Here is a 26094-nt window from a genome sequence, read left to right as displayed (position 1 = left end):
GAGATACTCTTATTATGCTGAATGCTAAGTAAATACTTATTTATTCTATTTCTTTGCCTATCCCCTCTTTCTATTTTTGGTCAGGGACAAACTTCCCGTTGGTATTTTGGAAAGGGTGCTGGAATACAGTTCAACAATGATGGGAGCGTCACTTCCCTTACCGATAGTAGGATTAATACCTTAGAGGGTTGCGCCTCTCTATCGGATGCTTCGGGCAACCTTATTTTATATACGGACGGCATTCGGGTCTTCAACAAAAACCATGATGTCATGGTAAACGGAGCAGGGTTATATGGAGACCCTTCAAGCACCCAATCGGCAATCATCGTCCAAAAACCGGATGACCCTAACATTATTTACATCTTTTCCGTTGATACTTCAACCTCCCAGAACGATCTTGACCGCGGTTTGAACTATTCCATAGTAGATCTTACGTTGGATGGAGGCAATGGGACCATTACCCAAAAAAACATTAATCTGCTCCCTGATTGTTCCGAAAAAATTGCCGCTGTACTAAAAAACTGTTTGGACCAGTCCATTTGGGTGGTCACTCTAGGTCCTGAAACCTCTAACCCTGGGCCTTTCAACACCTATTATGCTTTTCAGGTTGACGAAAATGGAGTAAATACCACTCCGGTCACAAGTACTTTCAATAATTTAAACATCGAAGATCCCAGAGGCTACTTGAAATTCTCAGCAGATGGAAATGTTCTGGCCAGTGCCAATGGCAATTCCGGGTTATTTATTTACAGTTTTAATGGGGATACCGGATTACTGTCCCAACAAAAGGAGATAAAAGTATCCGTACCCAATAAATCTGCCTATGGTTTGGAGTTTTCGCCCAACCAGCAGTTCCTATACGTGCACACTTTTAACGATGCGGCGCCAATAGAGGTAGGCGTACATTCTTCTTCATTGCTCCAATACGACATCACCGAACCCAACATAGCCTCAACTGAGGTTGAGTTGGACCAAAGACCCATCTATAGAGGTGCTTTGCAACTCGGTCAAAATGGAAAAATCTACAGAACCACCGCAGAAAACTACCTTATAGGATCGGACCATCTCGGAGTCATAGAAAACCCCAACGAAAAGGGTATTGCTGCCAATTACATCCATGACGCAGTCTATTTGGGAAATGGCATTGCCAATCAAGGACTTCCCCCTTTTGTCCAATCATTCTTTAATAGGGTCGAGCTCATAAAAAATGATGATGGCACCACATCCACATCGCTCAGCATATGTGAAGGTGATGAATTCACTTTGGAAGCAGAAAGTATTCCCAATGCCACATACCATTGGAAAAAGAATGGAAATCCAATATCCAATGCAACAAATGTATTAACCGTTGCCCCAGCTTCATTTTCAGATTCCGGTCGGTACAGTCTGGAAATCATCTCTAACAATCCCAGTATATGCCCTATCATTGGTGAAGCGTTCATTTCGGTGAATGCAATTCCGAATGCTCCCACACTTTCTTTGTCGCAGTGTGATATCGTGATGAATAACAACATCGATGGAGTCACCCAGTTCAATTTGAATGAAGCCATCTTTGACAATTCCTTTTCCTTCACTTTTTATGAGTCCATGACGGATGCGAATCTGGACAATCCCATTCCAAATCCAGTGGGCTATTCAAACACAACCCCGTTTGATCAAATCATTTATTACAAAATTGTGGATGCCAATGGATGCGAAAATGTTGGGGAGCTTCAATTGATAGTAGAATCGATAGTATTGACAGAGGAAGATGAAAAATATTTTCCCATCTGTGATGAAGATCCCCATGATGTACTTCTGGCGGGTTTTTTTGACCTCGATGCGTATAGGGAAGCAAACTACCCGCTTTCCACAGTTTCATTTTATCCTACACAGTCAGATGCCATTTTGGAACAAAACCCCATAGATAAAGAGTATATTTCCACTTCCACCACAATCTTTGCGCGAATTGAAGATACCAATGCCTGTGAAGACGTAGACTTAATCAACCTAGTGGTATACCCGGTGCCAACATTAGACTTTATGGACGAGGTCATATGGTGTACTGATGGGCCACCTCATTCCATTGACGCTCCGGATGGTTTTGATATATACCGTTGGTATCGGGAGGAAGGCAATGACCATATCTTTATAGCGAATGAGCAAAATATGCAGGTTACCTCAACTGGAAACTACATTCTTGAGGCAGGTAACATTTATCCTACCCCAAATGGGTCGATGGAATGTACCAACACTGCCCGGTTCAAAATATTGCCCTCGAACAAAGCTTTGATCAAAGATATCTTGGTAAGCGATATCTCCGAAAACAATATTGTCGAAATTCAGGTTTCGGGAGATGGCGATTATGAATATTCATTGGATGGAATCTTATATCAAGATTCTCCATTGTTTGAAAACGTAGAACCTGGATTATTAACAGGCCATGTTCGGGATAAAAATGGCTGTGGCCTATCCAAAAAAATGATCTCGGTTATTGGATATCCCAAATTTTTCACCCCAAATGGAGATGGAATCAACGATTCTTGGCAAATTATCGGTATCAATGAACAATTTCAACCAGAAAGTATAATTTTAATCTATGATCGATACGGGAAACTCTTGGCCCAAGTAAGTCCAAAAACTCAAGGTTGGAACGGCATGTACAACAACAGTCACCTCCCCGCTTCAGATTATTGGTTTGCGGTTACCTTGCAAGACGGTCGGGTTTTCAAAGGGCATTTCACTCTAAAACGATAATATGTCAATAGGAATTGGAAAAACAATAGGCATTACGTTTTTTTTGCTTTTCATGGTCTTAAATACCCATGGACAGCAATGCCCAGACTTGGTCAATCCTGTTAATGGAGCAACCAATGTGGCCGTTAACACTACCATTTCATGGGAATCTGTGCCCGGAGTCCCGGCATACCTTATTTCACTGGGCACGTCGCCTGGAGGCACAGAGTTGCTCAATGCCCAAAACGTCGGGAATTCGCCCAACTATACTCCTCCCAAAGGCCTACCGGAGAACACCACGATATATGTAACCATAACATTGTTCTTTTTTGACCAACCCGACATTATCTGTACTACTCAAAGTTTCACCACGGAAACATTGACACAGCCCCCTGCTTGTACCCAAACTACCAATCCAGTTGACATGGCCACCGATGTAAATCCCGCTTCCAACATTAGATGGCAATATACCTATGGCGCCACTGGGTATTATGTGAGCTTGGGCACTACTCCTGGCGGTGTCGATATTTTGAACACATTTGATGCAGGAAACAATTTAAGCTACGACCCACCTGGAGAACTACCTTCCGAAACAACCATTTATGTTACCATTGTACCCTACAACAGCATAGGGGCTGCCACCAATTGTCCCTCTCAGAGTTTTACCACCAGCGAGGTCTCCCCCTTACCCAGCTGCACAAGTATGGTATACCCTCCAAATGGCGAAATAAATGTACCATTGACCCCGCTTCTGGAATGGTTTGAGGTTCCCGATGCAACAGGTTACCGGGTAACCATTGGATCAACGCCCAACGGAGCGGACATTTTGGATAATGCCACATTTTTCACAAATTCCACTCCTGTACTAAATTTTGTGCCCAATCAGACCTTTTTCATCAGGGTAATTCCATTTAATGATGCTGGTTCTGCCCAAAGTTGCATCCAAGAGAGTTTTTCAACCTTGCTGGGATGCGGTCCCTATTTGGATTTGGCTTCGGGTGAATTTGTAACCCTAAATCCGGAAATTGATTTCCCGGACAGTGTATCTTTCTGTGAAAATGAAGCTCCCCTAATAATTTCTTCTGATGATGTTGCCGATGGTTTTAGATGGTATCAAATAGATCAATTTGGTGCCGAGAGCCTAATTTCCCAGACCAATGAAGTGGCATTGACCGAAAATGGCTCATACAGATATGAAGCCTACAACCTTGTGACCCAATCGGGAGATATTATTGAATGCCCCACGACCAAAGTGTTTAACGTGGTCTCCTCGGAGTCACCTACCATTGAACGATTACAGGCTTCCAATGCGGGAACAAGTTTAGAGATTCGTGTGGAAGCATCTGGAAGCGGAGACTATGAATATGCTGTGGATAATAGGGATGGACCCTATGTTGATGATAACATTTTTAGGGGATTGGAGCCTGGCTCACATACATTTTACGTTAGGGACAAAAATGGATGTGGCATAGCCGAGAAAAGGTTTACGCAGGACCTGACCTTGGAGGGATTCCCAAAGTTTTTTACCCCCAATGGAGATAATATCAATGATTTCTGGCAGTTCATTCAACCCCCAAATGGTGACGTAGTTGTTTTGCAAAGCATTTATATTTTTAATCGATATGGGGCACTGTTAAAGGAAATCTCCCAAAACTCTTTGGGCTGGGATGGGAATTTTAATGGCCGTCCGTTACCTGCTGGCGAATATTGGTTCAGGGCTGTTGATGACTCCAACAGGGAAATAAAAGGACACTTCACACTAAAGCGATAATATTACCCATTTGCTTTATTATAGCCCTACCCTTTAGTATTTTTATCCTATGAAATTTCAGGTAGTATCAGATTTTAAACCCACAGGTGACCAACCACAGGCCATAAAACAATTGGTAGAGGGCATTGAAGGAAATGAGGGCCACCAGACCTTATTGGGGGTGACCGGCTCTGGAAAGACTTTTACCGTGGCCAATGTGGTGGAATCGGTGCAGAGACCCACGCTGGTGCTGGCCCATAACAAGACCTTGGCCGCACAGTTGTATTCCGAATTCAAGCAGTTTTTTCCCAACAATGCCGTGGAATACTTTGTATCCTATTATGATTACTACCAGCCCGAAGCCTATATACCCTCTAGCGGATTGTACATAGAAAAGGACCTTTCCATCAATGAGGATATAGAAAAACTCCGTCTCAGCGCCACTTCATCCCTCCTTTCAGGCAGAAGGGACGTATTGGTGGTTGCCTCGGTCTCCTGTTTGTATGGTATAGGAAACCCCATCGAGTTTCAAAAGAACGTGATTTCCATCCACAGAGATCAGGTGATTTCCCGAACTAAATTCTTAAAACAACTGGTACAAAGCCTCTATTCCCGTACCACAGCAGATTTTAGAAATGGAAACTTTAGGGTAAAGGGAGATGTTGTGGATGTATTCCCAGGATATGCCGACCATGCTTTTCGTATCCATTTTTTTGGGGATGAGATAGAAGAAATTGAAGCATTGGACCCCTTCAACAATAAGGTCATTGAGGTTTATGATTCACTGAACATCTATCCGGCAAATATGTTCGTGACATCGCCAGATGTGCTTCAAAATGCCATACACCAAATACAGGATGATCTTGTAAAACAAGTTGATTATTTCAAAGAAATAGGCCGACCACTGGAAGCTAAACGACTGGACGAACGTACCAATTTTGATTTGGAGATGATCCGCGAACTTGGCTATTGCTCCGGAATTGAAAATTACTCCCGATATCTGGATGGAAGGGAACCGGGTACACGGCCTTTCTGTTTGTTGGATTATTTCCCAGACGATTATCTGATGGTTGTCGATGAAAGCCATGTGACCATCCCACAGGTACATGCCATGTACGGTGGCGACCGTTCGAGAAAGGAGAATTTGGTGGAATACGGTTTCCGTCTACCTGCAGCCATGGACAACCGCCCCTTAAAGTTTGAAGAATTTGAAGCACTTCAAAATCAAGTTATCTATGTAAGTGCCACGCCTGCTGATTATGAGTTGGAACTGAGTCAAGGTGTGTATGTGGAACAGGTCATCCGTCCCACAGGATTGCTAGACCCCATTATAGAAGTAAGACCCAGTGCAAATCAGATAGATGATTTGGTGGAAGAAATACAACAGCGGGTGGAACTCGATGAACGAACCTTGGTCACCACCCTTACCAAACGTATGGCAGAGGAATTGACCAAGTATTTGGCTCGGATAGATATTCGCTGCCGATACATACACAGTGACGTGGACACCTTGGAAAGGGTAGAGATTATGCAGGATTTACGAAAAGGGCTTTTTGATGTACTGATCGGGGTCAACCTACTCAGGGAAGGACTGGATTTGCCTGAAGTGTCGTTGGTGGCCATTTTGGATGCCGACAAAGAAGGTTTTTTGCGAAGTAACCGCTCATTGACACAGACTGTAGGCCGCGCGGCACGTAACCTTAATGGCAAGGCCATTATGTATGCCGATACGGTAACCGATAGTATGAAGAAAACTATTGATGAGACCAACTATCGCAGGGAAAAGCAAATGGCGTACAATCTTGAAAACAATATTACCCCCAAGGCACTGAATAAGAGCTTGGACAGTGCATTGGCCAGAAATTCTGTATCTACCTATCATTTCCAAAAAGAGGAACTGCGTGCCGCAGAACCAGATTTGGAATACCTTACCCAGAATCAAAAAGAAAAGTTGATTCGTGAAAAGAGAAAAGCCATGGAAAAAGCGGCTAAAGAACTCAACTTTATGGAGGCAGCCAAACTTCGGGATGAAATAAAGATGCTCCAAGAACAGGAATAAATGAAACGCGCTCCGAACATTTCTGCCGGAGCGCGCCAACTAACTAACCATCATGAAACACCTCTAGTTGGTGCGTTTCATTTTTTATTTACCCAATAGAAATCAGGCGCTTGGGTTTTGGTAATGCTTCTTCTTTCTTGGGCAACGTCAATTTCAATACCCCATCTTCATATTTTGCATCGATTTTAGAGCCATCTACCGTTTCAGGTAAGGTGAAAGCTCTTTTAAATGATGAATACGAAAATTCCTTTCTGGTGTAATTTTCCTTGGTATCCTTGCTTTCCGACTTTATTTCACTGGAAACGGTAAGCACGTCATGGTCAACTTCCACGGTAAAATCCTCTTTTTTGACACCGGGAACAGCCAATTCAAGCTCAAATTCTTTCTCATTGTCCTTAATGTTTACAGCAGGAACAGTAGTATTCCACTTGTCGGTGCCACCGAACCAATCCGGTCCCATAACATCATTCAACAAAGCGGGGAAAAATAGATTGTTTCTCTTTACTATACTCATGGCGATTTACTTTTTTAGGTTAAACTTTTAAATCACCATGCATAGGACAAATTATGTACCACTGCACAAATCATGTCTATTTGACATGGTTTTAACAAAATGTTATGACAAAATGACATTAATTGTAATGCGCCTTGAAGATATTGATTAGCACATCTGGTGGAATTACTTTATCTGGATAGTTGTGCATGACCTCGAGCACTTGACCGATAGCTGCCGGAGGTAACCCCATATGAAGTCCGATATTGTACAAGGTGTTCACTTCCTTTTTGTGTTGTTCTTGGTCAACATTCATCAAAAGCAATAGCCTGTGAAACTGAACTATGCGTTCAGCTTGGGTTTTCAGCACAATCCTTGGGGAGTTTTCTTTGAGAAGTCCATCAAATACATCCCTTTGCACACCTAAGTTCAGGGCCACTTTGAGTAAAAATTGGTATTCAGATTCCTTCAAAGAATGATCCACCCTTGCAAAAGCGATCATCTCTGAAAGAATACTTAATTTTTCCTCGTAGGTACCCATAGGTGCAGATTTTTAGATAGGTTCCTATATTACATAACTCGAAAACTCAAAATTTAGTGCATAAAAAAGCCCCGATACGATTCAGGGCTTTTTGAAATAGTTGAACAATAGCTTCTGCTATGCCGTAACCCGAACAGGAACAGCAAATACTTTTCCGGAAGGGATTCCTTCCAATTTCACTTTCTGATAGTTCAATCTGCTCTTGATGAACCCTTCAAGAGTACTACTCTTTGTGTCCACTGAAAGCACCACAAGCTCACCGTTTTTATTTATGGTGAAAATAACTTGTGCCGTCCAATCCTCAGTAGCTAATTTAAGGGTATTGTTTTTCAACATCCCTTGGATTTGGGAGCAAAGGCTTTTTTCAGGATTTTCTTCGGTACTTGGATTGGCAAAAAGGGCCATAGTTGCGAACAACGTAAAAGTCAATGTAATAGCTTTGATTTTTTTCATGATTTCGTTTTTGTTTTCTGATTTTGATGATGCTTAAGAATAGGTTTTACAACTCTTTAATGAACGTTTCTTTTTGAAAGACAAGGCAAAATTACGCTCCAAAAAACCGAAATCAATACACCAACGGTGCGATTTAACTGACATTTAATTTCTGTAACCTTGGCTTAATATTCATGCTTTCCCATCATCACGGAAGTGGTTTGCAAGCTTATCAACACACTTCTCCTTTTTAGATTAAAACATCTATCAAAAACAGCAAAAGTTTGAATACCTTGAAATGGTTTTTGTATTGGATCAAGAAAAATAAAAAAGGGCAACGTTAAAAAAACGTTGCCCTTATCTTTTGGAGTATTACGGAAATTACCCCAATACTTCTTTTACTTTATCCGCAGCTTCTTGGAACTGTACAGCAGAATGCACGGCCAATCCAGAATTGTCTATGATTTCTTTGGCCAATTCGGCATTGGTCCCTTGCAATCTAACGATAATGGGAACCTTAATGGCGTCGCCCATATTCTTATAGGCATCCACCACACCTTGTGCCACCCTATCGCAACGAACAATACCGCCAAAGATATTGATCAATATTGCTTTTACATTCGGATCTTTTAGGATGATTCTAAAAGCCTCTTCCACCCTTTTTGCATCAGCCGTTCCTCCAACATCCAGAAAGTTGGCAGGTTCACCACCGGCCATTTTTATCAAATCCATAGTAGCCATGGCCAATCCGGCACCATTCACCATACAGCCCACGTTACCATCCAAATCCACATAGTTCAACCCCACCTCTCTAGCTTCAACTTCAATGGGGTTTTCCTCACGAAGGTCACGCATTTCGGCATAGGCCTTTCTTCTATACAATGCATTGTCATCTATAGACACCTTGGCATCAACGGCCATGATTTTATCATCAGAAGTCTTAAGGACTGGATTGATTTCAAAAAGACTGGCATCACTTTGCTCATATGCCTTGTAAAGGGCAGTAACAAATTTCACCATCTCTTTGAACGCATTTCCGGATAGCCCTAGATTAAAAGCTATACGCCTAGCCTGAAACGGCAAAAGACCTGTTGCGGGATCAATTTCCTCGGTAAAAATAAGATGAGGGGTTTTTTCAGCCACTTCCTCAATATCCATCCCACCTTCCGTGGAGTACATTACCATGTTTCTACCTGTACCTCTGTTCATCAATACAGACATATAAAACTCATTGGTTTCACTATCTCCTGGATAGTAAACATCTTCAGCAATTAATACTTGGTGTACTTTCTTTCCCTCTGCAGATGTTTGTGGAGTAATAAGGTTCATCCCTATGATGCTTCCTGCCAATTCTTCAACTTCCTTCAAGTTCTTGGCCAATTTAACGCCTCCGCCTTTACCTCGGCCTCCAGCATGCACTTGAGCTTTGATCACGTGCCATCCCGTACCTGTTTCCTGAGTAAGTTGTTTGGCGGCGCTTACCGCTTCATTCGCGTTTCGGGCAACAATTCCGCGTTGTATCCTTACTCCAAAACTGGCTAAAATTTCTTTTCCTTGATATTCGTGAAGATTCATCTGTGAATTAACTTTTGTTCGTTGACAAAAATAGAAAACCACACCGAGAAATAGAAGATGAAAAAAGAATAATTGCCTTCCAATCCATTACCTATGACAATTGTAGTGCTTTTTGTTGAATTGAACCTTCAAATTTTAAAGTCTTCGAAGTCCAAAGGGTCAAAATTCTTAAAGTGCCCGTTCATTTCAATAACGGTTTTGGCATGGTTTACTTGGGTTAGAATAGCCGTGGTGGATTCCAAATGACCTTTGATGAACAGCAAGCGATCGGTTTCGTTGGAAATCTGTAGCAATTGGTATTCCTGTTCAAAGGAAAGTCCCATTTTATGTGCCAAGGAATAACTACTGAACTGTTTTGGGGAAATTTGGGTAAAGGGAACATCCATTAGGCCATATAACTCTTCCACTTTTTCAAGGACTTCCACTCTAAGTTTCTCATCTGCGCTGTTCTCCATATCCAAAAACTCAACATCTCCACCCGCATATAACTTCCCTTCCATTTGATTTTCAAAGGAAAGCATCTTAAACACCTGACGTGCCACACAGATCACATCCATTTCACCATTATCGTATGTCGTTACAACCTCGACCAATTGCACCTCGGTTCCATAGGATAAGGTATTGTTGATGAACACTGGTATTCCAAAAGTGATCGCTTCATTTCTACAATCATTGATCAGTTGCTTGTATCGCTCTTCAAAAATGTGCAAGGGAACGGTCTCACCCGGAAAAAAAACAGATTGTAGTGGAAATAGTGGTAGTTTCATTGTTGGAGTTTGCCTAAATGTACAATGTGAAACCCAAAGGCGCAAGTATTTAAAAAGTCATTTGTTATTTATAAAACAATTTGTTACAAAAATATTTCTCTACTTTTTATTCTTGTACAACCCGAGTACAAGGCTTAGTTTTGTCGGAAAGACTAATCCATATGAATTCCAAAGATTTATTGAAGCTTGCCGGCGAGTTTGGTGCTCCACTTTACGTTTACGATGCCGAAAAAATAGCCTCACAATACCATAGATTGACCCAAGCGTTTGAAGGGGTTCCAAACCTAAGATTGAATTATGCCGCCAAGGCACTGTCCAATATCAGCATCCTTAGGTTTATGAACCATTTGGGAAGTGGTTTGGACACGGTTTCCATACAAGAAGTAAAACTTGGGCTATTGGCAGGTTTTGCGCCTGAATCCATCATATATACTCCCAACGGTGTTTCCTTGGAAGAAATTGAACAGGCTGCGGCACTTGGAGTTCAAATCAACATAGACAACCTATCCGTTTTGGAACAGTTTGGAAGCAAGCATCCTGATATTCCAGTATGTATCCGAATAAACCCGCACGTGATGGCCGGTGGAAACTCTAAGATATCTGTGGGTCATATCGATTCCAAGTTTGGTATCAGCATCCATCAAATTCCGCATTTACTCCGCATTGTGGAACTTACCAACATGAATATAAATGGTATTCACATGCATACAGGAAGCGATATTTTGGATATTGATGTATTCCTTTATGCATCTGAAATACTATTTGAAACCGCCAAAAACTTCAAAGATTTGGAGTTTATAGATTTTGGAAGCGGATTTAAGGTTCCTTACAAAAAAGGTGACATTCAAACCAATGTGGAAGAATTGGGTAAAAAATTGACCGCACGTTTCAATGAATTCTGTGCCGAATATGGTCGCGAACTTACCTTGGCCTTTGAGCCTGGCAAATTCTTGGTGAGCGAGGCTGGTTACTTTTTGGCAAAAGTCAATGTTGTAAAACAGACCACATCCACCGTTTTTGCAAGTGTTGACTCTGGATTCAATCACCTTATCAGACCTATGCTATATGGTTCTAGTCACGACATCATCAACATTTCCAACCCCAAGGGGCGGGAACGGTATTACTCCGTTGTGGGATATATCTGTGAAACGGATACTTTTGGCAGCAATCGCAGGATCAACGAAATATCGGAAGGAGATATTCTCTGTTTTAAAAATGCCGGAGCCTACTGTTTTACCATGGCCAGCAACTATAACTCCAGATATAGGCCAGCTGAAGTTTTATGGTATAAAAACAAGGCGCACCTAATTAGGGAAAGGGAAACGTTTGATGATATTTTAAGAAACCAGGTGGATACCAAAGATTTATTCAAAGTAACCCAAAAAGAAGCTGTAAAATAAGATGGGGGTCATTGCCCTATTGCTTGCCATTGTATTTATCTTCCTTTCCGGATTGCATTTGTATTGGGTTCTTTTTGGTATCAAGGACCCCACACGGGTGCTCCCCACCAATGAAGATGGTCAATTATTGATGCGGCCCGGGAAAGCAGGCACATTCCTCGTAGGTTTGTTTTTGGCACTTTTTGCCTCTATTTACCTTAACAAGGTTTTGGAGTTTTTCAATTTTGAAGGGTTGACCCATATCTCTTTGGGAATTGGCGCTTTGTTTTTAGTAAGGACCATTGGGGATTTTAGATACGTTGGTTTTTTCAAGACAGTGAAGAACACCAATTTTGCGGGAATGGATTCAAAGTTCTATTCCCCATTGACCTTGGTCATTGCTGCGCTTATCTTCGTTTTGGAGTTTTGGGGTTGAATACTTTTTTGGCACAATTTTCGTTAGTTTTGTATTGGTTAAGAGACCAATACCTCAAAACATAGGCACTATGCGCACAATTTTTACCCAAATCAGTTTAATGTTTCTTCTATTGACAGGGTTTCAGGCCCAAGCACAGGATATCAATTGGGTATCTTGGGAAGAAGCTGTACAATTGTCACAAACCGATGCCAAGCCCAAAAAAATATTCATCGATGTGTACACTGATTGGTGTGGATGGTGTAAAAAAATGGACAAGGACACCTTTCAAAATCCTGAGGTTTCCGCTTACATGCAGGACAATTTTTACATGGTAAAGTTGGACGCCGAAGGGAAAGACCCCATTGAATTTCAAGGTAAGACCTTCAAATTTGTCCCTTCTGGAAGAAGAGGTTACCATGAATTTGCCGCAGCCTTACTGCAAGGAAAAATGAGTTATCCCACGGTGGTCTTTTTGGATGAGGATTTAAAAATGTTATCTCCGGTACCCGGATACCAAAAGGTAGAGCCCTTTCTACAAATTGCCCGTTACTTTGGGGACAATATCTACAAAGATCAGGATTGGCAGACCTACGCTGGAAAATAAATCCGTTTAATTTTACTATCTACTATAATTTGGACTTTCCTTAGTGATGGTTACATCATGCGGATGGCTTTCATGGATACCACTGGAAGTGATTTTCACAAATCGCCCAGTTTCTTTAAGGGTTTCTATATCCTTGGCACCACAATAGCCCATTCCGGCACGCAGACCACCAATAAATTGATGCATGCTCTCGTATAGATCACCTTTGTAGGGTACACGTCCCACAATGCCTTCAGGAACCAATTTCTTGATATCGTCTTCCACATCTTGGAAGTAGCGGTCCTTACTGCCCTGTTTCATGGCCTCAACAGAACCCATTCCACGGTACGATTTGAATTTTCGACCTTCATAAATAATGGTCTCTCCAGGAGATTCCTTGGTACCTGCCAACAAAGAACCCAGCATCACCGTATCGGCCCCAGCAGCAATAGCTTTGGGAATATCCCCAGTATATCGGATACCACCATCGGCAATCACAGGAACCCCAGTACCTTTTATGGCAGCAGCCACTTCCAGTACAGCGGAGAATTGCGGGAAGCCAACTCCGGCAACCACACGGGTGGTACATATAGACCCTGGTCCTATACCCACTTTTACGGCATCGGCTCCGGCTTCGACCAAATACTTGGCTGCTTCGGCAGTAGCGATATTACCCACGACCACATCAAGCTCTGGGTATGTTTTTTTGACTTCCTTTAGGATACCGACCACACCTTTGGTGTGACCGTGTGCTGTGTCGATAATAATTGCATCCACACCAGCATTTACAAGGGCCCCTGCCCTTTCCACAGCATCGGCCGTTACCCCAACCGCAGCAGCAACACGCAAGCGACCGTATTGGTCTTTATTGGCAATGGGTTTCTGGGTTAGTTTGGTGATGTCCCGAAAGGTGATAAGTCCAACCAATTCATCCTTGTCATTCACCACCGGTAATTTTTCAATTTTGTTTTCTTGAAGAATTACCTCGGCCTGTTGCAATGAAGTACCCTCACCAACAGTGACCAAATTTTCCGAAGTCATGACCTCCGCAATGGGGCGATCATTATTTTTTTCGAACCGCAAATCCCTATTGGTCACGATTCCTATCAATCTTTTATTATCATCCACAATTGGAATTCCCCCAATGCTATGCTCCTTCATATTGGCTTTGGCATCCCTAACCGTAGAATCCAAAGGAAGAGTAACAGGATCCATGATCATACCACTTTCGGCTCTTTTAACCTTACGGACTTTAAGGGCTTGCTGCTCGATGGTCATGTTCTTATGAAGCACACCAATGCCTCCTTCGCGAGCCATAGCTATGGCCATACGGGATTCAGTGACCGTATCCATAGCAGCAGATACAATAGGAACATTAATGGTAATGTTTCTTGTAAATTTCGATTGAATATTGACTTCCCGAGGAAGTACTTCGGAATATGCTGGCACAAGCAGGACATCATCATAGGTCAATCCTTCGCCAACAATTTTGTTTAGGTGGGCTTCCATTGCAATTACGAATTAATTGCGTGCAAATGTACCACTATTTTAGTTCATATCTATCTATTTTGGCATTTGGTTAATGGTATATAAAATTTATTTTTATTTAGACTTATTATAAATAATTAATATATTTATCCCATAATCCAATTTGATATGTGTGAATCCCTCATCATTTTAGACCAATCCAAGAATGGTATATTGACCTTTTGCAATAGAAGCAAGCTATTTCAGTTGATTTTCAACAACCTGTGTTTTGAATTATACGAATGGGAATTGGATGCTTTTAAAGAGTATATCCACCAGTTGGATGCATCGTATTGGGAAAAACAGCTGAAACATTGGTCGCAACAGCGTAAAATCCCCATTTCGGTTGGGAAGAAACATTTCATTGTTTTGGTGAACAAGGAAGAGCTTATCGAAATAAAGCAGCTACTGCGTTACGAAAAGCTCCAACCAGAACTTATCGGCTACCATGATATTGATTATACGTTTATTGAAAACTGATTTCGAAAGGACTTTCCCCCCACATCCAATACTCGTTACTTTCGCGATGGCCTAGCACACTGCCACAAAACCAATGCGGCGGAGCAAGTATACGTAAGGGTCATTAATATGCCTGAAAAAATAACTACATATTTAAACCAAGATATGCCTTTCCACATCAGGTAAATGCCCCCGAAGGTCAATACCACCGATAAAAAAGGCTCTATCGTCAAAAAGAGCTTCCATTTTTTTGGTAAACGAGTCAACCATACCAATCCTCCCAACAAAAAAAAGATCATGGACATGGACAGAATATGCGTGTGCACAATGGTGAGCATCTCACGGTCGCCCTTCTTGAACTTCATCACCGTGGCTTCTTCATCTTCCTCGTTGCCCAAATAATTTTCCTCGATACCTGCAGGTGTTGTAGAATCGGTTTCTTTGATAAAGAGCAATCCCGTGAAAAATCCAATGGATAGTATAATAACAAAGGTGCTTATGAACAAGCGAATCTCTTTGGGGAATGTAGACAACACACCGTTATATACCATTATAGCTGTCCTTTATCCTGAAGTATTCCTATCGTCTGAAGCAGATTGTCCATGGATTTGGTCATGGAATTCACCGATATGGTGGCACCGGAGATGGCATCTATATTGGTCTCACTGTTTACACGATCACCGCCTGTTTTTCCCAAAAACTGCTTCAACCATCTTTTGCTCCCAATTTCACCACCGTATTCCTCCCGGTAGACCAATACTTTTGTATTGATGATTTTTACGCTGCCATCAAACAACACCAAATAATCAAACTTTGCAGTTTTGCTCGGAGCCTGGTCAAAAAATGCATATCCCAAAGTTGAATCTCCAGCAGTGATTCGATACAAATTCTCCCCTGATATCTTAGTAGGCAGTTTGGTGTTCAAGTCATTCGTAATCGTAATGGGCTGCATGGTAAAATCAACTACCTCGAAGGTCTTTTCCACTTCTTTCAGCACTCTCTTGTTGACCTCCTTTGGAGCGGCGAATGCAAGTAGCATTAAAATAAAGGGGATAGCTAAATATGGTTTTGCCGATTTCATCCCACAAATATATTAATTTAGACTCATTACGAATAAAAATAGGGTGGAATATTACATCCACCCTACTTCAATCTTCTTAGAACCAAACTCCTATTCCAAAGTTCAAACGGTCCTGCACATCTGAGTCATCTGCAGCATTACTCCTGAACTGATAGTCTCCCTTGACCACCACGCCTGGTGCAATGTGATAGGTTAATCCCGTAGTAACATCGGTACGGTCATAGGCCTCATTTTTTACCAAACCACCCTCGGTATCCGCATGGGTGTTATACATTTCGTAACGAGCAAAAGCAAAAAGCTTTTGTCTATTTCCCGCTGGAAGGACATTATAGGCTCCTTCCAAATACCAACCTTGCAATGCACTTCCCAAATTACTTCCGGTTAGATCATTATAGGCATCGGTATCTGATAGCGAGGCATGTATAAATTGTCCTCTGGCCGTAAAGTTTTGGTAGGCATATCGGGCATCCAGTCCGAACATGGCGATACCAATATCCGCACCATCAAATTCCTCTACGTCGTCATCAGCTTGGGTACGTCCAAAATAGGTTGAAAAACCCAATCGTAATCCGGGAATGCCATAGTAATCCAGCTTGGTGGATAGGTTAGGGCTATCAATGGTGGATTGGATTCCTTTTTGTCTTCCACCACGAAGGCCGCTGGAACCACTTAATTTCCCAGCTACACCACCTTCGCCATCGGCTTCAGCAGATTTGAATCCATTAAAAAGGTAGGCTTGATATCCCAAGGAAATGGAGTTGAACCTTCCGGTTACCCCTACCCCAAGCTCACGCCAAGTGGTGGGAACAATGGAATTGTCCAAACCTGGGCGCTCTGTTCCATTAAACGTGGTTGGTTCGTGGAATTCGTTTATGATTCCCATGGGAACCAACATCAATCCACCACGGATATTAAGGTTGGGAGCCGCATTGTAGTTCACAAAAGCCTGCTCCACAAAGACCTCTTCAACGTGCTCAAATTCCACCTCTGTAACAAACTGGGTACGGTCGTCAAATCGGTATCCAAAAAGTAGAACCAGACGTTGTACATCCAATTCACCGTTATCTCCTTCAGGCTGATTGTACAGCATCTCGCCATAGGCACCCACGGTTACTGCAGAAGCATAATTTCCTGATAGTAAACGCTGTGCAGCGTTGATTTGTTTCTGGGGATCAAGTTGGATTGAGTCGGTTTGTGTCTGTGCAAACGTAAATGATGCACATAACAAAGCAAATAGAATAGTTGTTTGTTTCATGTTTTTTAATAATTGCGCGGCAAATATATTCCTACCTCTTAAAGCAACCAAATTTATTTGGACTTAGTTTAAATAAATTTTAAGGCTTAGTACACGACAAGCATCAAAAAAAATCAATGATACGCGGAGAAAAGTTCGGTGGCCTTGTTGTAAGCAGCCTCAAAAACCATCCAGTTTACACCTGAATCGGCTTTTTCGGCTGTAAAATAGGATAGCATTTTTTCCGTGGGCATGTTCCCGGTAAGCTCATCCTTGGCCATGGGACATCCTCCAAAGCCCTGAACAGCACCATCAAAGCGTCTGCAACCTGCTTTGTAGGCCGCATCCACTTTTTCATGCCATTTGGTCGGGGTGGTGTGCAAATGTGCGCCAAATTCAATATCCGGATATTTGGGGATGAGATTGGAAAACAAATACGAAATGGTCTTTGGGGTGGAACTCCCAATGGTATCGGAAAGGGACAAAATTTTGGTACCCATATCGGCCAATTTTTCAGTCCACTCCCCTACCACGTCCACATCCCAAGGGTCGCCATAAGGATTTCCAAATCCCATGGAAATATAGGTTACCACTTCCTTGCCATGGGCATTTGCCAATTCCAGTATACCCTTTAGGGTATCCACAGATTGCGCTATGGTCTTATGGGTGTTCCGCATTTGGAAGTTTTCGGAAATTGAAAATGGGTAACCCAAGTAAGTAATTTCAGGGTGTTTGCAGGCATCCTCCGCACCTCGGATATTGGCTACAATAGCTAAGAGCTTACTCTTCGTTTTAGAAAGATCTAATCCTGCCAAAACCTCTGCTGTATCCTGCATCTGCGGAATGGCCTTGGGCGAGACAAAACTGCCAAAATCCAACGTGTTAAAACCACATCCCAAAAGCGACTGGATATACCTTACTTTTTCCTCGGTGGGAATAAAGGTCTTTATGCCTTGCATGGCATCACGCGGACATTCTATGAGCTTTACTTTTGACATTGGTTGCCTGTAAAATTAGCACTATTTATCCGATAGCAATAGATAAATAGCGATTCCCACAAAAACAATGATCTGGACCCATTTGAGATAACTTCCTACTTTGGGATGGCGCATTAAATAGGTTGAAATGCTTCCGGCCAAAAACGCGATCATCCCAAAAATGGCGAAAGCCACCAACATAAATAGCAGGCCAAGCACATAGAATTGGAGTACCGAACTCAACGTTTCGCTAAAGAGAAAGCCCGGAAAAAATGCCAGAAAGAAAATAGTGACCTTGGGATTGAGGACATTCATGGCAAAACCGGTCTTAAACAGTTTAAAAGAGCTTTGTGAAGGCCCTTTTTCTTGTTCAACGTGAATGGCATCGCTGCCTCTATAAACTTTAATTGCCAAATAGATAAGATATGCAGCGCCAAAAAGTTTTATTCCAAAAAAGAGGGCATCACTGCGCTTAATGATTTCGGACACTCCAAAAGCAAGCAAAGTGGTATGCACCAAGCACCCACTGACCAATCCTAAAACCGTAGCCAAGCCTGCCTTGACACCATTGGAAATACTTTGGGTAAGCACAAAAATATTGTCTGGTCCAGGAGAAATGGCCAAGGCCGCAGAAGAAACCAAAAACCCAATAAGAATGGGATAATTAATGGTTTCGGTGCTTACCAGGAACAACTGATGCATCTTGTTCTACGATGTGCGGTCCAAAATGGCCTTGTTGATTTTTTTGATCAAACCCGGACCTTCATAAATAAATCCGGTGTACAACTGCACCAAATCGGCACCAGCATCCAATTTTTCAAGGGCATCTTCAGGAGAATGGATTCCCCCCACCCCAATGATTGGGAATGCCTTGTTGCTCTTTTCGGACAAAAACCGAATGACCTCTGTGCTCCTTTTGGCCAAAGGCTTGCCACTAAGCCCTCCTTGCTCCTCTGAAACAATCAGGTCAGATTTAAGGCCTTCTCTGGAAATGGTAGTATTTGTGGCAATGACCCCATCAATTTCCGTGGCTTTTACAATAGCTATAATGTCCAAAAGTTGGTCATTGCTTAGATCTGGCGCAATTTTTAAAAGGATGGGCTTTTCTTTTTTGTTCGCTTTTTTAGCCTGCTTGGCATTCTGCCTCTTTAGTTTTTTTAGCAGTTGGGTCAACGGTTCTTTATCCTGAAGCTCCCGTAATCCTGGTGTGTTCGGTGAACTTACATTGACCACAAAATAATCTACATGCTCAAAAAGAGCTTCAAAACAGATTAGATAATCTTTAACGGCTTGGTCGTTGGGAGTTACCTTGTTCTTACCAATGTTACCACCCACAATGACCCGATGCTTTTTCTTCAACAGTTCCACCGCTTCAAAAACCCCATGGTTGTTGAATCCCATTCGGTTTATAATGGCACTGTCCTTTCGTAGTCTAAAAAGCCGCTTCTTAGGGTTTCCGGGTTGCGGTTTGGGGGTCAAGGTCCCTATTTCAACAAAACCAAAACCAAAATCCGAAAATTCGTTGAAGAGTTGTGCATTCTTATCAAATCCAGCGGCCAGACCCACAGGATTTTTGAATTTCACCCCAAAAACCTCTCGTTCCAACCTTGGGTCCTTTAGTTCAAAAATCTTTCTGAAAAGAGGCCCAAGTCCCATTCTGGAAAACCATTTAATAGCCCAAAATGAAAAGTGGTGCACGCTTTCTGGATCAAACAAAAATAAGATTGGGCGAATGAGGGTTTTATACATTCAAAAGATTTTCAACAAAAATAAAAACTCTTAAAACAGAACACACCAAATCGTTCATTTTTCGTCAACTGACCTGTTTATATAGATAGGGCGCAAGGTAAGTTGGTCGCAGAGTTTCACGTAAAAGTTATACTGTTTTGGATTAAAAATTGACAGTAATCTTTTGTCCATCATGCGGACATTTTGTTTCATACTGTCCATAATGGTCTTATACTCTTTGGAAATAGTCATCAAGACTTCGGGAGAACTTTCTTCATGCTGTTTTAAAAGAAACTCAGCCTGATTACCCAGGATTTCATTCCTGACCTTTAATTCGGCGCTCCAATTCCTAAGACTTTGTCTCTGCTCATCGTTTAGCTGAAACACCTCCGCAATGGTTTCATAATCTGTACCTCCCACGCCCAAGGCACATTCCTGTTGCGCCTTTACGCCAAAGACGGATGAAAGAAAAACAATTACTAAAATTCTGTGCAAGTTTGGTCAATTTTGAAAAGCATGGGAAAGATAAGTTTTAAAACACTCTTTTCTTAAAATTACCATTGAATAACCATTATTTTTGATAAAAAGCACAACATGGAAAAACTATTGTCCCGTTTTTTGGATTATGTAACCACCGATACTCAGAGTGACCCCTACTCCAAAACTACCCCTAGTACGGAAAAACAATGGGATTTGGCAAAAAAATTGGTTCTGGAGCTACATCAAATTGGTCTTCAGGAAGTTTCCATTGATGAGAATGCCTACATCATGGCAACCTTACCCAGTAATCTGGACAAAAAAGTGCCCACCATCGGTTTTATTTCGCATATGGACACCTCTCCTGATTTTTCGGGAAGGAATGTAAAACCACAGATTATAAAAGATTATGATGGAACGGACATTGTCCTAAATAAGACGAAGAACATTGTGCTTTCCCCAAGTTATTTTGAGGATTTATTGCAGTACCAAGGTCAAACTTTGATCACCACGGACGGCAATACCTTGCTTGGAGCTGATGATAAGGCAGGTATTGCCGAGATTATTACGGCCATGGAGTATTTGGTACAACATCCCGAAATAAAACATGGAAAAATACGGATTGCCTTCACCCCAGATGAAGAAATTGGAAGGGGCGCCCACAAGTTCGATGTAAAAAAGTTTGGTGCCGATTGGGCCTATACCATGGACGGTAGTCAAGTGGGCGAACTGGAATATGAAAACTTTAATGCGGCCAGTGCCAAAATCATGGTTAAAGGAAAAAGCGTCCACCCCGGCTATGCCAAGAACAAAATGGTAAACGCCATTTCCATAGCCAATGAATTTTTAAGTTTGCTCCCTCTGAGGGAAGTCCCGGAACATACCACAGGAATGGAAGGCTTTTTCCATGTGCACAAGCTTAAGGGGGAAATTGAAAAGGCCCAAATAGACTTGATCATCCGTGATCATGATGCCGAACATTTTCAAGCCAGGAAGGAGCTTCTTGTCAATATCACCGAAAAACTCAATAAAAAACATGGAGATTGCATCGCTGTGGAGATTGAAGACCAATACCGCAACATGCGTGAAAAGGTGGAGCCGGTGTTCCACATTGTGGAGATTGCACAGGAGGCCATGGAATCCTTGGGCATTGAACCCATCATTAAACCCATTAGGGGCGGAACGGACGGGTCACAATTGAGTTTCATGGGACTACCCTGCCCCAACATCTTTGCCGGAGGACACAATTTTCATGGGAAATATGAATATGTCCCTTTGGAAAGTATGGAAAAAGCTGTTCAGGTTATTGTAAAGATTTGCGAACTTACAGCCAGTCAAATTAAATGATTATGGGAAAATCAGAAAAAATAGCGGCGTATTATAGCAAAGACCACCCATTTAAAGAAGGCATAGCCCAACTCAGAAAACTGGCCCTGCAAACCGAAAGTGAGGAGGACTTTAAATGGAGTTTTCCGGTGTATACGGTCAATGGCAAAAATGTGTTTGGCATCTGCAAGTTCAAAAATCATTTTGGGGTCTGGTTCTTTAATGGGGTGTTCTTGAAAGATCCCAAAAAAATGTTGGAAAATGCCCAAGAAGGAAAAACCAAGGGTATGCGGCATTGGAAGTTCCATACGCTAGATGGAATTGATAAAAAAAGTGTGCTCGCCTATATGCAGGAAGCCATTGAAAATCAAAAAAAGGGTTTGGAGATTACTGTGGAAAAGACATCAAAAGTGACCATTCCGTCATTGCTTCAGGAAAAATTAAAGGAAAATAAGGAGTTGCGAACCGCATTCGAAAATTTTACTCCCTATAAACAAAAAGAATTTTGCGAATATATCTCTGAAGCCAAACAAGAGCAGACCAAACAAAGACGGTTGGAAAAAATACTGCCCTTGATTGAAAGGGGCATTGGGTTAAATGACGCCTATAGATAAATATTACACTACTATGGAAGTCGTAATTTATTGCTTGAATTTTCGCACTCATTTAAACCTATATTATGAATTATTAAAATGAGAGTGGATATTATAGGAGGAGGGATAGGAGGTTTAACTATGGCCATAGCCCTTCAAAGAAAAGGAATAAGAGCTCAGGTATATGAACAAGCTGATGAGTTAAAACCAGTTGGGGCTGGTATAATACTTGCAAACAATGCTATGCAAGTTTTTCAGAGACTAGGCTTGGACTCTAAAATTGTTCAAAACGGGAATCGAATATCTTGCATGAATATCACCTCGCCTAATTTGACGAAACTTTCAAGTATAGATTTAAAATACTTTGAGACCAAGTATGATTGTCAAAATATTGCCATTCACCGAGCAGCACTTCAAAAAATATTGGCAACGGAATTAGAGTCCAATAGTTTGAAACTGGGCTACAAACTTTCAAAAATGGAAGTGGTGGGCAACTCCAATCTTTTAAGGTTTGAAAACGGTAAAAAAATCAACTCTAAAATTACATTGGGAGCTGACGGGCTTAACTCTACGGTTCGAGGTTTTTTGTTTCCAACCACAAGAATAAGAAACGCTTTTCAAGTTTGCTGGCGTGGAACTGTTAATCATGCTTTACCCAAAAAATTCAAAAACGAACTCAATGAAGCTTGGGGAAAAGGCAACAGGTTGGGATTTGTGCAAATTGGGTCAAATGAAGTTTATTGGTATGCTTCAAAAACCTTTAAAAAAAGTGCCAGCGAGCATTCAGTGGATAAGCTACCTGATTTTTTTTCAGGATATGACCATATTATACAGTCCATAATCTCAAAAACTCCAATAGAGAAAATTCATACAGCAACCATTGCCGACCTAGCACCCATAAAAAAATGGTACAAAAACAATACTTGTCTGATAGGAGATGCAGCCCATGCCACAACCCCAAATATGGGTCAAGGAGCATGTCAAGCAATAGAGGATGCATATATCCTTGCAGAGTGTTTGAGTAAATTTAATGGTAATGAGGCATTTTCAACATTTCAGAAATTAAGAATGCTAAAAGTAAACAGTATTATAAACACAAGTTGGCGAATAGGAAAGATTGCGCATTGGAAAAACCCAATAGCAACTGGATTAAGAGATCAGCTCATAAAAATCACTCCTAACAGAATCAACAAGAAGCAATCCCAACAAATATTCAAACTTGAAACTATTTAACGCAGTCAAATTTGTTATATCCCTCTTTTGCGACAGCCTATTGTGATACCAAAAAAACATGGCTTCGAACAAGTCAAAAACTGTATTTCTCAATTTATCATCACTTCTATAAAATCCTCTAGCCCATGCAAATGATCCACATGATCGGGGGCTGTATTGCCCACAAACGCCTTGACCTCAAAATTGCCTTTTTGGGTTTCAGACACTTGTTGCATGCCCATGGGACCCCATTCCAGAATCGGGTTTCGTTTTAACCCCAATTCCGTGATCAACCAATCGGCGGTTTCGGTGGTACTGGCATAGGTTCCCGGAAAAATCTCGGAATGGGTTATGAGCATCTTCTTCTCTCCGTTGACTGCTTTTTGGGCAAATGCCAAGAAACCTTTCATTTTTTCCGCATTCAATTGTCCGCCTTGTGCTAAAGGGGTGGCATCGGGAAGATAATCGGTATGGAGTCCATCCAAAAGCACAATACCATATATCCTATCTTCATGTGCTTTCAACAACTCACGAACGGCACCATATCCGGCACTAAAGGAGCTAAAATATACTTTTCCGATCTGGTCTACACCTAATTCATCCTGTATGGTTTTCAACAGACGGGGATAGACCTCCACATCGACAAAAGGCGCTGCATAGACCGAAGAACCCGAACCTTGTTGCACCACGGCCAAAACCATAGGCCTTTTTAAATTGTGAACGGCCTGCATGGCCACAAAGGGTGTTCCATGAAAATGGATGAGCAAATCCAACTCTCTAATGCCCTCCGCAGCAGGAGGCAAGTATACTGTAACCGGTTTAGACAATATATTCTCCAATAAAATCTTAGTACCCGGAGGCTCTTCATTCTTCAGTCGGGCGTGTTCCCGGATATGATCCTGCATGGGAGAAGGTACTTGTCTTACCTGCGATGCAATTTCTTTTTTTGGAATTGAGCATCCTAACATCAACACCAATGCAAAGCATAAACACATGGCCTGTGAACGGCTATCGAGGAAAACATTCATAATGTTTGACGGAACTTATTTGGTTGGCATTTTCCAGCCATTATGGTATTCATTGACCAATAGTAAATCGGCCTCTTTATGATTGAATTGTTTTCTTTGGGCATCCCAGAACAAGCGCTCTCCCGTTTTATAGGCTACGTTGCCCATATGGCTAACAACCGCGGCATCGTAACCTACCTTAATAGGAGCATTAAGAATAGTCTTGTCCCTTTTCTTAATGGCTTCCAAGAAATTTACTGTATGTAAATCCAAGCCATTCGCATCTACGGTCTGTAGGGGCACCGGCTCTATTTTAGGTCCCAAATCCTCACTCCAGTTAGGTCGATTTTTCTCAGGGATGACTTCCCATCCTCCGCGATCCAACACCAAGGTGCCATTGTTGCCAATAAAGGCTACACCATGGTTTCTGCCGTAGTTACCACCATCTATACCGTTGGCATGTTCCCACAAAAGTGAAAAGCCATCGAACTCATACACCGTTTGCAATGTATCCGGAGTCTCAGCGGCATCATCAGGGTAGGCGAACTTCCCTCCCATGGCCATCACGGACTTTGGCGTGGCTGCCTTCATACCATACAGGGCATAATCAATTAAATGCACACCCCAATCGGTCATTAAACCTCCTGCATAGTCCCAAAACCATCTAAAATCAAAATGGAAGCGATTTTTATTAAAAGGACGGTCTTGTGCAGGGCCCAACCACATCTTATAGTCCACCCCTGCCGGAACGGTACTGTTGGCCACTTTGGGAATGGATTTCATCCAACCTTGGTAGGCCCAGGTCTTTACCAAACGTATCTGACCCAATTTCCCCGAATGCACATAGTTTATAGCATCCACAAAGTGGGGTTGGCTTCTCTGCCACTGTCCTATCTGCACCATTCGGTCGCTGGTATCAACAGCAGACAACATGGCTTCGCACTCAGCTATGGAATTGGCAATGGGCTTTTCGCAATAGACATCTTTTCCGGCATCCACTGCATCAACCAATTGAAGACAATGCCAATGATCAGGAGTTCCAATAATGACAATATGGATGTCTTTATCTTCCAACATCTTGCGATAATCCGAATACCATTTTGGTTTTTTGATGTTGGCCTTTTCCAAATTTGCGGTCTTGGCACGAAGCACATTCTCATCCACATCGCATAGTGCCACTACTTCAACCTCACTATTCTTTAAAATTGAGGTAAGGTTGGCAAATCCCATACCATTGCAACCTATAAGTCCCACATGAATTTTATCATTGGGGCTGATGGTCTTTCGGATAGTGGCCAAAATCTCTGTGGGAAAAAACAAGGAAGTTCCCAAACCAACCGTATATAACGACCCTTGTCTTATGAATTGTCTTCTTGTACCCATTTTTCAAATTTTGAATAAGATACAAAAAAACGTCCCCCACAAACTGAATTGTGAGGGACGTTTTACTTTTAATTTCTTGAGAAACTATTTTTTATCCGGAGTAGTGTTCAATTTTCTACTCATTTCCATGGAAATGGCGGAACGATCAAACTTTAGACGGCCTGCCATGGTTTCAATGACACAGGAGAAATCCTTGTCGTTCAATTCCACGATTTTGCCGTGAAGCCCACTTTTTGTGATGATGCGGTCTCCTTTTTTCAACTCCGAAGTAAATTTCTTCTCATCCTTCTGACGTTTGACCTGCGGACGAATCATGAAGAAATACGCCACGGCAAAAATCAATATCAGAGGTAAAAACTGTCCTAAACTTTCCATTAA

The 26094-nt window shown here is 42.0% G+C and carries 26 protein-coding genes; 10 read left to right on the top strand and 16 right to left on the bottom strand.

Annotated features, from left to right (window positions below; translation table 11 throughout):
* Window positions 1–21 precede the first annotated feature (21 nt).
* The 3 genes from EZV76_RS06745 to uvrB are packed head-to-tail and all read left to right on the top strand — an operon-like array spanning window position 22 to window position 6524.
* Entirely contained in the window at window positions 22–2736 is a 2715-nt protein-coding gene (locus EZV76_RS06745) for a T9SS type B sorting domain-containing protein (protein ID WP_136565834.1), read from the top strand.
* A gap of 1 nt (window position 2737) precedes the next feature.
* Entirely contained in the window at window positions 2738–4486 is a 1749-nt protein-coding gene (locus tag EZV76_RS06740) for a T9SS type B sorting domain-containing protein (protein ID WP_136565833.1), read from the top strand.
* Between the two features lie 49 nt (window positions 4487–4535).
* Complete coding sequence (gene uvrB, locus EZV76_RS06735; protein WP_136565832.1) at window positions 4536–6524, top strand: excinuclease ABC subunit UvrB; 1989 nt, start codon at window positions 4536–4538, stop codon at window positions 6522–6524.
* A gap of 88 nt (window positions 6525–6612) precedes the next feature.
* Here the strand turns inward: uvrB and EZV76_RS06730 are convergent, their stop codons facing one another.
* The 5 genes from EZV76_RS06730 to EZV76_RS06710 form a co-directional block, all read right to left on the bottom strand.
* On the bottom strand, window positions 6613–7038 hold the full coding sequence (locus EZV76_RS06730) for an Hsp20/alpha crystallin family protein (RefSeq protein ID WP_136565831.1): 426 nt from the start codon (window positions 7036–7038) through the stop codon (window positions 6613–6615).
* Between the two features lie 118 nt (window positions 7039–7156).
* Window positions 7157–7558, bottom strand: a complete 402-nt coding sequence (locus tag EZV76_RS06725) for a TerB family tellurite resistance protein (RefSeq protein ID WP_136565830.1) — start codon at window positions 7556–7558, stop codon at window positions 7157–7159.
* Window positions 7559–7675: 117 nt separating this feature from the next.
* Complete coding sequence (locus tag EZV76_RS06720; RefSeq protein WP_136565829.1) at window positions 7676–8011, bottom strand: hypothetical protein; 336 nt, start codon at window positions 8009–8011, stop codon at window positions 7676–7678.
* 360 nt (window positions 8012–8371) lie between these two features.
* A complete protein-coding gene (gene sucC / locus EZV76_RS06715) occupies window positions 8372–9565 on the bottom strand; it encodes an ADP-forming succinate--CoA ligase subunit beta (protein ID WP_136565828.1) in 1194 nt (397 codons plus the stop codon).
* Between the two features lie 128 nt (window positions 9566–9693).
* A complete protein-coding gene (locus EZV76_RS06710) occupies window positions 9694–10332 on the bottom strand; it encodes an LON peptidase substrate-binding domain-containing protein (protein WP_136565827.1) in 639 nt (212 codons plus the stop codon).
* A gap of 161 nt (window positions 10333–10493) precedes the next feature.
* Between EZV76_RS06710 and lysA the strand changes: the two genes are divergently transcribed.
* From lysA to EZV76_RS06695, 3 genes are all read left to right on the top strand, one after another.
* On the top strand, window positions 10494–11732 hold the full coding sequence (gene lysA / locus EZV76_RS06705; protein ID WP_136565826.1) for a diaminopimelate decarboxylase: 1239 nt from the start codon (window positions 10494–10496) through the stop codon (window positions 11730–11732).
* A 1-nt stretch (window position 11733) separates the two neighbouring features.
* Window positions 11734–12147, top strand: a complete 414-nt coding sequence (locus EZV76_RS06700; RefSeq protein WP_136565825.1) for a DUF3995 domain-containing protein — start codon at window positions 11734–11736, stop codon at window positions 12145–12147.
* Between the two features lie 70 nt (window positions 12148–12217).
* Window positions 12218–12733, top strand: a complete 516-nt coding sequence (locus tag EZV76_RS06695; RefSeq protein ID WP_136565824.1) for a thioredoxin family protein — start codon at window positions 12218–12220, stop codon at window positions 12731–12733.
* A gap of 15 nt (window positions 12734–12748) precedes the next feature.
* Here EZV76_RS06695 and guaB read toward each other — a convergent pair whose 3' ends face one another.
* Window positions 12749–14221 carry an IMP dehydrogenase gene (gene guaB / locus EZV76_RS06690; protein ID WP_136565823.1) on the bottom strand — a complete coding sequence of 491 codons (1473 nt, stop codon included), beginning with the start codon at window positions 14219–14221 and terminating at the stop codon, window positions 12749–12751.
* Between the two features lie 147 nt (window positions 14222–14368).
* On the opposite strand from guaB, the gene EZV76_RS06685 reads away from it, so the two are divergent.
* Window positions 14369–14719, top strand: coding sequence for a DUF6686 family protein (locus tag EZV76_RS06685; protein WP_236640872.1), 351 nt, complete (start codon window positions 14369–14371; stop codon window positions 14717–14719).
* 35 nt (window positions 14720–14754) lie between these two features.
* Here the strand turns inward: EZV76_RS06685 and EZV76_RS06680 are convergent, their stop codons facing one another.
* The 7 genes from EZV76_RS06680 to EZV76_RS06650 form a co-directional block, all read right to left on the bottom strand.
* Window positions 14755–15249 (bottom strand): Aq_1264-related membrane protein, encoded by a 495-nt coding sequence (locus tag EZV76_RS06680; protein WP_136565821.1) that lies wholly within the window; start codon window positions 15247–15249, stop codon window positions 14755–14757.
* Window positions 15249–15737 carry an FMN-binding protein gene (locus EZV76_RS06675; protein ID WP_236640871.1) on the bottom strand — a complete coding sequence of 163 codons (489 nt, stop codon included), beginning with the start codon at window positions 15735–15737 and terminating at the stop codon, window positions 15249–15251. Before EZV76_RS06675 ends, EZV76_RS06680 begins: the two co-directional genes overlap by 1 nt.
* Before the next feature lie 118 nt (window positions 15738–15855).
* A complete protein-coding gene (locus EZV76_RS06670; RefSeq protein ID WP_136565819.1) occupies window positions 15856–17034 on the bottom strand; it encodes a putative porin in 1179 nt (392 codons plus the stop codon).
* A gap of 113 nt (window positions 17035–17147) precedes the next feature.
* The gene (locus EZV76_RS06665) at window positions 17148–18011 is read right to left on the bottom strand and encodes a hydroxymethylglutaryl-CoA lyase (protein WP_136565818.1); all 864 of its coding nucleotides are present in this window, start codon (window positions 18009–18011) and stop codon (window positions 17148–17150) included.
* A gap of 21 nt (window positions 18012–18032) precedes the next feature.
* On the bottom strand, window positions 18033–18692 hold the full coding sequence (locus EZV76_RS06660) for a LysE family translocator (protein WP_136565817.1): 660 nt from the start codon (window positions 18690–18692) through the stop codon (window positions 18033–18035).
* 6 nt (window positions 18693–18698) lie between these two features.
* Window positions 18699–19739: a quinone-dependent dihydroorotate dehydrogenase gene (locus EZV76_RS06655; protein ID WP_136565816.1), complete on the bottom strand. Its 1041-nt coding sequence runs from the start codon at window positions 19737–19739 to the stop codon at window positions 18699–18701.
* Between the two features lie 54 nt (window positions 19740–19793).
* A complete protein-coding gene (locus EZV76_RS06650; RefSeq protein ID WP_136565815.1) occupies window positions 19794–20213 on the bottom strand; it encodes a hypothetical protein in 420 nt (139 codons plus the stop codon).
* A 99-nt stretch (window positions 20214–20312) separates the two neighbouring features.
* On the opposite strand from EZV76_RS06650, the gene pepT reads away from it, so the two are divergent.
* The 3 genes from pepT to EZV76_RS06635 all read left to right on the top strand — a co-directional run bounded on the left by pepT (window position 20313) and on the right by EZV76_RS06635 (window position 23347).
* The gene (gene pepT / locus EZV76_RS06645) at window positions 20313–21542 is read left to right on the top strand and encodes a peptidase T (protein WP_136565814.1); all 1230 of its coding nucleotides are present in this window, start codon (window positions 20313–20315) and stop codon (window positions 21540–21542) included.
* 2 nt (window positions 21543–21544) lie between these two features.
* Complete coding sequence (locus EZV76_RS06640; protein ID WP_136565813.1) at window positions 21545–22135, top strand: YdeI/OmpD-associated family protein; 591 nt, start codon at window positions 21545–21547, stop codon at window positions 22133–22135.
* A gap of 78 nt (window positions 22136–22213) precedes the next feature.
* A complete protein-coding gene (locus EZV76_RS06635; protein ID WP_136565812.1) occupies window positions 22214–23347 on the top strand; it encodes an FAD-dependent monooxygenase in 1134 nt (377 codons plus the stop codon).
* 89 nt (window positions 23348–23436) lie between these two features.
* Here the strand turns inward: EZV76_RS06635 and EZV76_RS06630 are convergent, their stop codons facing one another.
* The 3 genes from EZV76_RS06630 to yajC all read right to left on the bottom strand — a co-directional run bounded on the left by EZV76_RS06630 (window position 23437) and on the right by yajC (window position 26091).
* Complete coding sequence (locus EZV76_RS06630; RefSeq protein WP_136565811.1) at window positions 23437–24231, bottom strand: hypothetical protein; 795 nt, start codon at window positions 24229–24231, stop codon at window positions 23437–23439.
* Window positions 24232–24369: 138 nt separating this feature from the next.
* A complete protein-coding gene (locus EZV76_RS06625) occupies window positions 24370–25716 on the bottom strand; it encodes a Gfo/Idh/MocA family protein (RefSeq protein ID WP_136565810.1) in 1347 nt (448 codons plus the stop codon).
* 84 nt (window positions 25717–25800) lie between these two features.
* Window positions 25801–26091 carry a preprotein translocase subunit YajC gene (yajC, locus tag EZV76_RS06620; RefSeq protein ID WP_136565809.1) on the bottom strand — a complete coding sequence of 97 codons (291 nt, stop codon included), beginning with the start codon at window positions 26089–26091 and terminating at the stop codon, window positions 25801–25803.
* Window positions 26092–26094: the final 3 nt, after the last annotated feature.

It is taken from the genome of Flagellimonas alvinocaridis, from assembly GCF_004916895.1.
GTDB lineage: Bacteria > Bacteroidota > Bacteroidia > Flavobacteriales > Flavobacteriaceae > Flagellimonas > Flagellimonas alvinocaridis.
Note: the sequence above shows the minus strand (reverse complement) of the source record. Positions and strands in the feature narration are given on the sequence as shown.

Excerpts from the sequence above, each read along its gene's own strand:
- EZV76_RS06745 (WP_136565834.1), top strand. The coding sequence starts at position 22 with ATGCTAAGTAAATACTTATTTATTCTATTTCTTTGCCTATCCCCTCTT.
- EZV76_RS06740 (WP_136565833.1), top strand. The coding sequence starts at position 2,738 with ATGTCAATAGGAATTGGAAAAACAATAGGCATTACGTTTTTTTTGCTT.
- uvrB (WP_136565832.1), top strand. The coding sequence starts at position 4,536 with ATGAAATTTCAGGTAGTATCAGATTTTAAACCCACAGGTGACCAACCA.
- EZV76_RS06730 (WP_136565831.1), bottom strand. The coding sequence starts at position 7,038 with ATGAGTATAGTAAAGAGAAACAATCTATTTTTCCCCGCTTTGTTGAAT.
- EZV76_RS06725 (WP_136565830.1), bottom strand. The coding sequence starts at position 7,558 with ATGGGTACCTACGAGGAAAAATTAAGTATTCTTTCAGAGATGATCGCT.
- EZV76_RS06720 (WP_136565829.1), bottom strand. The coding sequence starts at position 8,011 with ATGAAAAAAATCAAAGCTATTACATTGACTTTTACGTTGTTCGCAACT.
- sucC (WP_136565828.1), bottom strand. The coding sequence starts at position 9,565 with ATGAATCTTCACGAATATCAAGGAAAAGAAATTTTAGCCAGTTTTGGA.
- EZV76_RS06710 (WP_136565827.1), bottom strand. The coding sequence starts at position 10,332 with ATGAAACTACCACTATTTCCACTACAATCTGTTTTTTTTCCGGGTGAG.
- lysA (WP_136565826.1), top strand. The coding sequence starts at position 10,494 with ATGAATTCCAAAGATTTATTGAAGCTTGCCGGCGAGTTTGGTGCTCCA.
- EZV76_RS06700 (WP_136565825.1), top strand. The coding sequence starts at position 11,734 with ATGGGGGTCATTGCCCTATTGCTTGCCATTGTATTTATCTTCCTTTCC.
- EZV76_RS06695 (WP_136565824.1), top strand. The coding sequence starts at position 12,218 with ATGCGCACAATTTTTACCCAAATCAGTTTAATGTTTCTTCTATTGACA.
- guaB (WP_136565823.1), bottom strand. The coding sequence starts at position 14,221 with ATGGAAGCCCACCTAAACAAAATTGTTGGCGAAGGATTGACCTATGAT.
- EZV76_RS06685 (WP_236640872.1), top strand. The coding sequence starts at position 14,369 with ATGTGTGAATCCCTCATCATTTTAGACCAATCCAAGAATGGTATATTG.
- EZV76_RS06680 (WP_136565821.1), bottom strand. The coding sequence starts at position 15,249 with ATGGTATATAACGGTGTGTTGTCTACATTCCCCAAAGAGATTCGCTTG.
- EZV76_RS06675 (WP_236640871.1), bottom strand. The coding sequence starts at position 15,737 with ATGCTACTTGCATTCGCCGCTCCAAAGGAGGTCAACAAGAGAGTGCTG.
- EZV76_RS06670 (WP_136565819.1), bottom strand. The coding sequence starts at position 17,034 with ATGAAACAAACAACTATTCTATTTGCTTTGTTATGTGCATCATTTACG.
- EZV76_RS06665 (WP_136565818.1), bottom strand. The coding sequence starts at position 18,011 with ATGTCAAAAGTAAAGCTCATAGAATGTCCGCGTGATGCCATGCAAGGC.
- EZV76_RS06660 (WP_136565817.1), bottom strand. The coding sequence starts at position 18,692 with ATGCATCAGTTGTTCCTGGTAAGCACCGAAACCATTAATTATCCCATT.
- EZV76_RS06655 (WP_136565816.1), bottom strand. The coding sequence starts at position 19,739 with ATGTATAAAACCCTCATTCGCCCAATCTTATTTTTGTTTGATCCAGAA.
- pepT (WP_136565814.1), top strand. The coding sequence starts at position 20,313 with ATGGAAAAACTATTGTCCCGTTTTTTGGATTATGTAACCACCGATACT.
- EZV76_RS06640 (WP_136565813.1), top strand. The coding sequence starts at position 21,545 with ATGGGAAAATCAGAAAAAATAGCGGCGTATTATAGCAAAGACCACCCA.
- EZV76_RS06635 (WP_136565812.1), top strand. The coding sequence starts at position 22,214 with ATGAGAGTGGATATTATAGGAGGAGGGATAGGAGGTTTAACTATGGCC.
- EZV76_RS06630 (WP_136565811.1), bottom strand. The coding sequence starts at position 24,231 with ATGCAGGATCATATCCGGGAACACGCCCGACTGAAGAATGAAGAGCCT.
- EZV76_RS06625 (WP_136565810.1), bottom strand. The coding sequence starts at position 25,716 with ATGGGTACAAGAAGACAATTCATAAGACAAGGGTCGTTATATACGGTT.
- yajC (WP_136565809.1), bottom strand. The coding sequence starts at position 26,091 with ATGGAAAGTTTAGGACAGTTTTTACCTCTGATATTGATTTTTGCCGTG.